The sequence below is a fragment of the Brucella thiophenivorans genome (assembly GCF_002252445.1).
Taxonomy (GTDB): domain Bacteria; phylum Pseudomonadota; class Alphaproteobacteria; order Rhizobiales; family Rhizobiaceae; genus Brucella; species Brucella thiophenivorans.
The window spans coordinates 1-6,946 of record NZ_NNRJ01000072.1; the positions used below are offsets into that span (position 1 = coordinate 1).

Consider the following 6,946-nt stretch of genomic DNA (forward strand, 5'->3'; position numbering starts at 1 on the left):
CCGGAACTTTGCTGCCTGACGTCTCAGCAAATGCACTGCCGGTCCATAGAACGGAAGCAACTGCGAGACTGATCCCAACCGAACGGAACATGGGTTACCTCTTCATTCAATGTGATTAGCGACTCCGATGCCCCATAACGGGATGCAACACGGATTAGTTTAAACAGCGTTTGGCCAATCATTTTTGCTCAGCCAACAAATTTCAATCAAATCGTTTCTAGCACAGGCGCAACGTTAGTCTTGCCATTTTGTGCCAAAGACGCGCCAACACTGGTATTTCTGTCATTGAAAAGAAGCCGACTTAGAAAGACTCACATTTCACAAATGAAATATACTTACAGTCATCGCGACTGCTCACGAAACTGACGTGGTGTAACCCCCGAAATTCGGCGAAAAGCACGGCTGAAATGTGCCGGGTCAGAGTAGCCAGACGCAAATGCAACATCAATAATCTTATAATCAGTATCGCGCAAAAGAGCGCTGGAACGCTCAAATCTCACGGTATCGATTATGTCGGAAAATACCAAATCAACATGTGAGAGTTTGCGCTGAAAGGTACGCGTACTGACCCCGGCCATCTCTGCAACCTGGGCAAGCGTGGGAACTCTTCCGTCGAGATAGGGTGGCAACATTAATTTCAGAATTCCGACCAAATCATAGCCAGATGGCCCCTCCTCGTGCTCATGCGGCAGATCAAACAACTCGTTAGAAAGATTGGAAAGACTGAGACAGCTGTTGGGTATGCTGATCCAGGAAGCGTGCTGTCCAGACAGAAAGCGCACGCTTGGCCAAAACGATTGCGTCGCGATGCCCGGCATGTAATGCGCCTCAAAAGCCATGACGGGCGGTGCCCAGTTGGCACCTGCAAATTGACGAACGATGTAGACAGAGAAAATATTCTGAAGCCATTGCGCATGTTCCAGATAGATGCAGGAGCTTGTTTGTCCCGACAAGCCTGCTGCAAATCCGAACATGATCATCGTCATACTCAATCCACATGCTCAGGATTGTGTCTTCGCGTGAGGCCTCATTGCAGGCATGTCGCAACGCAACAAGCAGTGTCGGGGCATGGGCGATGAGAGCTCTGGTTTTTTCTCTGAGATGGGAATAGTGAAGCCGCTGGCTGGCTAAAAAGCCAAAATCTTCAATATCCTGACTATTGTGGGCACTATCGATAAATCGTATCGCCGGCAATAGCGGAATATACAGATCACTCTTCGTTTCAAGAGACGATGGCAAACGAAATTTTTCTAAAAGAGAAGCGGTTGGTGCACCAATTTCGTCAAGAATTCCAGCAAAGGGAAGAAGGAAATGGCCGCGCGTCAAAGGGATATTAGCCACTGCATCTCCCCCCGCAAATGGTTCACATCTACACTTGCCAAAATTTCGCGGGACTTTCAACGTAATAGCGTAGTAAATTTGACTGCTTTGACGCCGCCGACTAGAAACAGACTTGATGCGCTTTTAGTTGACGACAATACCAGCAATAAAAGCACTGCTATTTTGCTCGCTTTGCCACATATCAAGCGACGAATGCGCGGATTTCACGCCACACATTATCAGCGCTCTCGCTTGAGCAGCACAGACATGCTGCGGTTCGATCCTATAAACAAGGTGTTAAGCTCCATCTCACTCCAAGATGCCAGCCAGCTGATATATGCACTTCTAATCGTGCGCGCCTGCTAAACATATCTTGCAGTAAAACTCTATCGGCCAAAAAAACGCCGCCCATCAGGCGGCGTTTTATCCAATGATTATGGGGTAACGTCGAAACCGAACCACTTTTCGGAAAGCGTCTTGATCGTACCATCCGCCTTGGCTGCTTCGATGGCTTCGTTGAACATCTTCTGGAGTTCTGGCTCATTCTTACGAATGCCCACAGCCACACCGCGACCAAGAATGCCGCCCTTGAAGAATGGGCCAGTCATGACAAGGTCTTCGTTGCCTGGCTTCTTTGCAGCATCTGAAAGGTAAGCCAGCGAGGCAACAACCAGATCGACGCGACCGGACTTCAGGTCAAGATCGTGCTGGTCCGTGGTCTTGTATTCGCGGATGTCAGCCGAATCCTTGAAATATTTGTCGAGAAGCGAAAGACCAAGCGAAGCGGTTTGAACACCAACGGTGCGGCCCTTGATTTCAGCGGCAACCTCATCGATCACCTTCTGGGAAGCAGCTTCATCCTTGGCGAGATAAAGTGTTTCGCCAGTGTGTGGCAGCTTGGCAAACGGGCTGTCTTTCAGCGTTGCGAAGGTCTGCGGCGTCAAGCCATAGGAAACTGAAAAATCGATGGTTTCTTCACGCTTTGGCGTCGCGGTGAGGCCAGCCATGATCGCGTCGAACTTGCCAGCATTGAGTGCTGGAATGATGCCGTCAAAAGGCTGTGCAACCATTGTGCACTCGACCTTCATGCGCGCGCAGAGATCCTTGTAGAGATCAACTTCATAACCATCCAGCGTGCCGTCTGGCTTGGTGAAGTTATACGGACGGAAAGCGCCCTCGGTTGCGATCGTTATCTTGTCCCATTTCTTTTCTTCTGCGTGTGCAGAAGCGGTTGTGAGAACCAGGGCCGAAACGAACAGGGCTTTGATCAATCCTGTGGTCTTCATTTGACTTACCTTATTAGAGTTATTTGCTGACACGCCTTTTGGCATAAATCAGCATTGTTTGAAATAATCAGGCTGCGTTATCAACGCTGATAAACTTGCGGAAACGCTCGGATTTCGAATTTCCGAATACGTCCTCAGGTGCACCATCTTCTTCGACCAGGCCTTGGTGGAAAAAAACCACGCGATTGGACACGTCACGGGCAAAGCCCATTTCATGTGTGACAACCAGCATGGTACGGCCTTCTTCTGCAAGACCGCGCATAACGCGCAGCACTTCGCCGACCAGTTCCGGATCAAGTGCGGAGGTCGGCTCGTCAAACAGCATGACCTTCGGCTTCATGGCGAGCGCACGCGCGATGGCTGCGCGCTGCTGCTGGCCACCAGACAAATGTGCTGGATAGAAATCGCGCTTGTCGGCAATGCCAACTTTAGCGAGCAAAGCTTCCGCTTCTTCCACGCATTGCGCACGCGAACGGCCCTGAACATAGATCGGCGCTTCTATGATATTTTCGAGAATGGTCTTGTGTGACCAAAGATTAAAGCTCTGGAAAACCATGCCAAGCTCGGAGCGGATGCGCGAGACCTGCTTCTTATCAACCGGATAGGCTTCGCCCTTTGAGTTCTTCGCCATGCGAATGGTCTCACCAGAAACGGTCACCGTACCCGCAGTCGGCGTTTCCAGCAGATTGATGCAACGCAGGAAGGTCGACTTACCCGAACCCGAAGAGCCGAGGATCGAAATAACTTCGCCTTCGCGCGCTTCCAGAGAGATGCCCTTGAGCACTTCATTGGCACCGAAGCTCTTGCGCAGATTTTCAACTTTCAGTGCAACCGGGGAGGTTTGTGACACAGGTTTACTCACGATGTTTTTCCTTCGGTAGCGATCTTAACAACAGGCTGGCGCAGATAAGGCGTAAGCTTGTATTCAGTGAACATAAGCACGCGTGTCAGAACGAAGTTGATGGCGAGATAGATGGCGCCCGCAATAACGAACACTTCAATCGCACGATAAGATTCCGCGATCAGCTTGGCGGCTATGCCGGTTACTTCCATCAATGTAATGATGGAAGCGAGCGACGTTGCTTTGACCATGGAGATCATTTCATTGCCATAGCCCGGCAGCGCCTGACGGATAGCGAGCGGCATCATGATGCGGCGAAAGCTTGTGAACCGAGACATGCCGCAGGCTTTTGCAGCTTCTATCTGGCCACTGGGAACTGACAACAAACCACCACGAATAATTTCACTGGCATAGGCTGCGTTGTTCAAAGTCAGCGCAATGATCGCACACCAATATGGCTCACGCAGGATAGGCCACAGGAACGAGTAACGCACTGACGGAAACTGGCTGAGGCCGTAATAGATAATGAATATCTGAACCAGCAGGGGTGTGCCGCGAAATACAAACACGTAAAGACGCGCAATCCAGTCGAGAACGGTAATCCCCGACAGACGCATCAGCGCAAAAAGCAGAGCGAGAATAGCGCCAAAGACAATCGAGCTTGCCGCAAGCTGAAGGGTCAGCGGCACGCCACTCATCATCTGCATGAAGGATTCGGTATAGAACTGAAGGTTCATGATGCCCTCCGGACGCCGCGCGAGAAGTGACGTTCCGCCTTTTGCAGGATGGTGCCGGAAACCGATGAAATCAGCAGATAAAGCGCACCGGCGATCAGGTAGAAGTTGAACGGCAAGCCGGTCGAACCTGCACCAATTTGCGCCTGACGCAGAATATCAACCACGCCGACAACCGAAATCAGCGCGGATTCTTTGAGTGCAACCTGCCAGACATTGCCAAGACCCGGCAGCGCATGACGAAGTGCGAGCGGCGCAATGATGCGACGGAACTTAAGTGCTTGCCCCATGCCGCAAGCAGAGGCTGCTTCAAGCTCACCCTTTGAAACCGCACGAAATGCACCACGGAAGACTTCTGTATGATGGGCGCCGCAAGAAATACCGATTGCGAGTACACCGGCAAGGAATGCCGGAAAGCCGACAAAGCCCTGCGCGCCGAAGAAACGTCCAATTGCTGTTACAGCGGCACTACCGCCGAAATAGAACAGATAGATGACCAGAAGGTCGGGAATGCCGCGAATGATTGTGGTGTATGCATCTGCAACACCACGCAGCGTGCGTCCGCCGGAAATCTTTGCCCAGGCCGCCAATACACCGATGATTGCGCCCAGCAGAAAACCCAGCACCGCAAGCGAAATCGTCACCAAAGTCGCCATCATCAGCACATGGCCCCAGCCGTCAGGCCCGAAGCTCAGAATATCGAAAAAAGCATTCATGATGCCTCAGGCCGTGTGGGGGATAGGGGAATAAACGTCATCTTGTTTTCCGGGTATCTCTTGTAGGCTGGTGCTTATTTATCAGAAACAGGCAAGGCTGGTTGAACATCATCCGGGATCGGATTCACAAAAACAGCGCCATTCAGCGTCTTTTCATGATCTTGCTTGGCTTTATCGATCTGCTCCGGGTTGCGGAACAACTCTATCGCTGTGCTTGCCATAATCTTCGCGGCATGGGCCATGCCTTTATGCGCCGCAGGCAATTTACCCTGCGCCACCATCTGCCATGAATGAAGCGGCGTACCGATTGCGCATGTTGCACCGCGCATCTGCACAGTCGGAACAACCCAGCTTACACTGCCCACATCCGTTGAACCAACAAGCGAGTTATCGCCCTTGTAAGGCTCATAAATACCTTCGCAAAGTGCAATTTCAGCATTTGGTTGAACACCGAAGCGACGGAATGCATCGGAAATGTCTTCTTTGGTCAGTGTTGCCTGAAAACGCTTTGCCGTTTCGCGATCCTGATCATCAAAAACCGGCGGACCAAGGCGATCAAGCTCACGCTGCATCAGCTGTTCCAGCGCCGGATTGCCAATAAGATTGGCGTCACCACTGACAATCTCGCTCTTCACCGTTGTTTCTGTCATCAGAGCCGCACCCTCGGCAATCTTCTTGACGCGCTCCAGCAAAACTTGCATTTGCGGCAGATCAAGCGCACGGATCAGATAACGCACGCTGGCTTTTGCCTGCACGACATTGGGGGCAAAACCACCCGTATCTGTGACTGCATAGTGAATGCGTGCTGATGACGGCATATGCTCGCGCATGTAATTGACGCCAACATTCATCAGTTCCACGGCATCAAGCGCGCTGCGCCCAAGATGCGGAGCGGATGCGGCATGAGCGGCCCGACCAGTGAAATTGAAATTGATTTCGTTACAAGCCAGTGAAACCGGATCGTTGACGCCCGCAAAAGGTGCCGGATGCCAGCAGAAAGCAATATCGACATCGTCGAACAAGCCTTCGCGCACCATGAAGCCCTTGGCCGATCCGCCTTCTTCAGCGGGGCAACCATAATAGCGGACACGCCCTTTGATGCCATTGGCTTTGAGATATTCTTTCACTGCAGCAGCTGCCAGAAGGGAACCGGAACCAAGCAGGTTATGGCCACAGCCATGTCCATTGCCGCCCGCTTCAATCGGTTGTGCTTCCGCTACACCGGCAAATTGGCTCAAACCGGGAAGCGCATCGAATTCGCCCAGAATGGCGATGACCGGACCTTCTTCACCCGCTTCTCCCATTACAGCGGTTGGCAGGCCCGCAATACCACGCTGCACACGGAAGCCTTCGGCTTCAAGCTGTGCCGCATGTGCGTCGCTTGATTTATATTCTTCGTAATTCGTTTCCGGGTTATCCCAAACCGTATCGCTCAGTTCGAAATAGTCAGCGCTTTTTGCGTCAACAATGTCCCAGATGTCATGATGGTTCTTCAACTTGAGGTTCACGCTCTCGGCCCAATGTTCAACATTTCAAACGGTAGAAGCAGGTCAGAGACAATCAAGAAGCTCCGCTTCCTGGCTTCTTTCCTACCCGCTTTAATGGCTGAAACAGTGAAGTATCACTGCTACCACAAAACCGATGGCTCCTCCCGAGCTGTACCTAGAGGTACTCTAAACTTGTGGCAACATATATAAGTGAAATTGCTCAAAAGACATGTCAGAAGTGACAATATGGGTAGAAAGACTTTTCGTTTTGATAAGACATTATGCGGATTGCAAAAAAAGCTTCGGAAAATAAATGCTATTAGTTGTAGATGCTACGTGCTGTGAAGAGAGCCGGTCGACTTCGAAGCGTTTGCAATCCGAAGCTTTGGTCTGATTTGAAAAGCAGCTATCATCCAGCCGTTGCCAGCGCTTTATGCTAACATTTCAGTGGTTGCACGAGCACGTAGCATACATTCCAAGCAGCTCGTTTGAATGACGTCATACCGCAATCGCTTCCGGTGCGGTATCTAGGCCGTAGACTCATAACGATCTGATCCAAATT

At 51.2% G+C, this 6,946-nt stretch carries 7 protein-coding genes; all 7 read right to left on the minus strand.

The genetic code is table 11. The features are described from left to right. Positions 1–341 precede the first annotated feature (341 nt). The 7 genes from CEV31_RS21380 to CEV31_RS20090 all read right to left on the minus strand — a co-directional run bounded on the left by CEV31_RS21380 (position 342) and on the right by CEV31_RS20090 (position 6,405). Positions 342–818: a helix-turn-helix transcriptional regulator gene (locus CEV31_RS21380; protein ID WP_235818202.1), complete on the minus strand. Its 477-nt coding sequence runs from the start codon at positions 816–818 to the stop codon at positions 342–344. Positions 819–828: 10 nt separating this feature from the next. Next, positions 829–1,341, minus strand: a complete 513-nt coding sequence (locus CEV31_RS21385) for a hypothetical protein (protein ID WP_235818203.1) — start codon at positions 1,339–1,341, stop codon at positions 829–831. A 413-nt stretch (positions 1,342–1,754) separates the two neighbouring features. Next, positions 1,755–2,606, minus strand: coding sequence for a transporter substrate-binding domain-containing protein (locus CEV31_RS20070; protein ID WP_094509928.1), 852 nt, complete (start codon positions 2,604–2,606; stop codon positions 1,755–1,757). Between the two features lie 67 nt (positions 2,607–2,673). Beyond that, positions 2,674–3,468 carry an ABC transporter ATP-binding protein gene (locus tag CEV31_RS20075; RefSeq protein ID WP_094509922.1) on the minus strand — a complete coding sequence of 265 codons (795 nt, stop codon included), beginning with the start codon at positions 3,466–3,468 and terminating at the stop codon, positions 2,674–2,676. After that, on the minus strand, positions 3,465–4,184 hold the full coding sequence (locus CEV31_RS20080; RefSeq protein ID WP_094509924.1) for an ABC transporter permease: 720 nt from the start codon (positions 4,182–4,184) through the stop codon (positions 3,465–3,467). The genes CEV31_RS20075 and CEV31_RS20080 overlap by 4 nt, the downstream gene beginning before the upstream one ends. Then, positions 4,181–4,897, minus strand: coding sequence for an ABC transporter permease (locus CEV31_RS20085; protein ID WP_094509925.1), 717 nt, complete (start codon positions 4,895–4,897; stop codon positions 4,181–4,183). Before CEV31_RS20085 ends, CEV31_RS20080 begins: the two co-directional genes overlap by 4 nt. Positions 4,898–4,971: 74 nt before the next feature. Beyond that, entirely contained in the window at positions 4,972–6,405 is a 1,434-nt protein-coding gene (locus CEV31_RS20090; RefSeq protein ID WP_094509927.1) for a M20 family metallopeptidase, read from the minus strand. Positions 6,406–6,946 lie beyond the last annotated feature (541 nt).

Bases quoted from the DNA above. Each gene is read 5' to 3' on its own strand.
- CEV31_RS21380 (WP_235818202.1), bottom strand. From the start codon at position 818: ATGCCGGGCATCGCGACGCAATCGTTTTGGCCAAGCGTGCGCTTTCTG.
- CEV31_RS20070 (WP_094509928.1), bottom strand. From the start codon at position 2,606: ATGAAGACCACAGGATTGATCAAAGCCCTGTTCGTTTCGGCCCTGGTT.
- CEV31_RS20080 (WP_094509924.1), bottom strand. From the start codon at position 4,184: ATGAACCTTCAGTTCTATACCGAATCCTTCATGCAGATGATGAGTGGC.
- CEV31_RS20085 (WP_094509925.1), bottom strand. From the start codon at position 4,897: ATGAATGCTTTTTTCGATATTCTGAGCTTCGGGCCTGACGGCTGGGGC.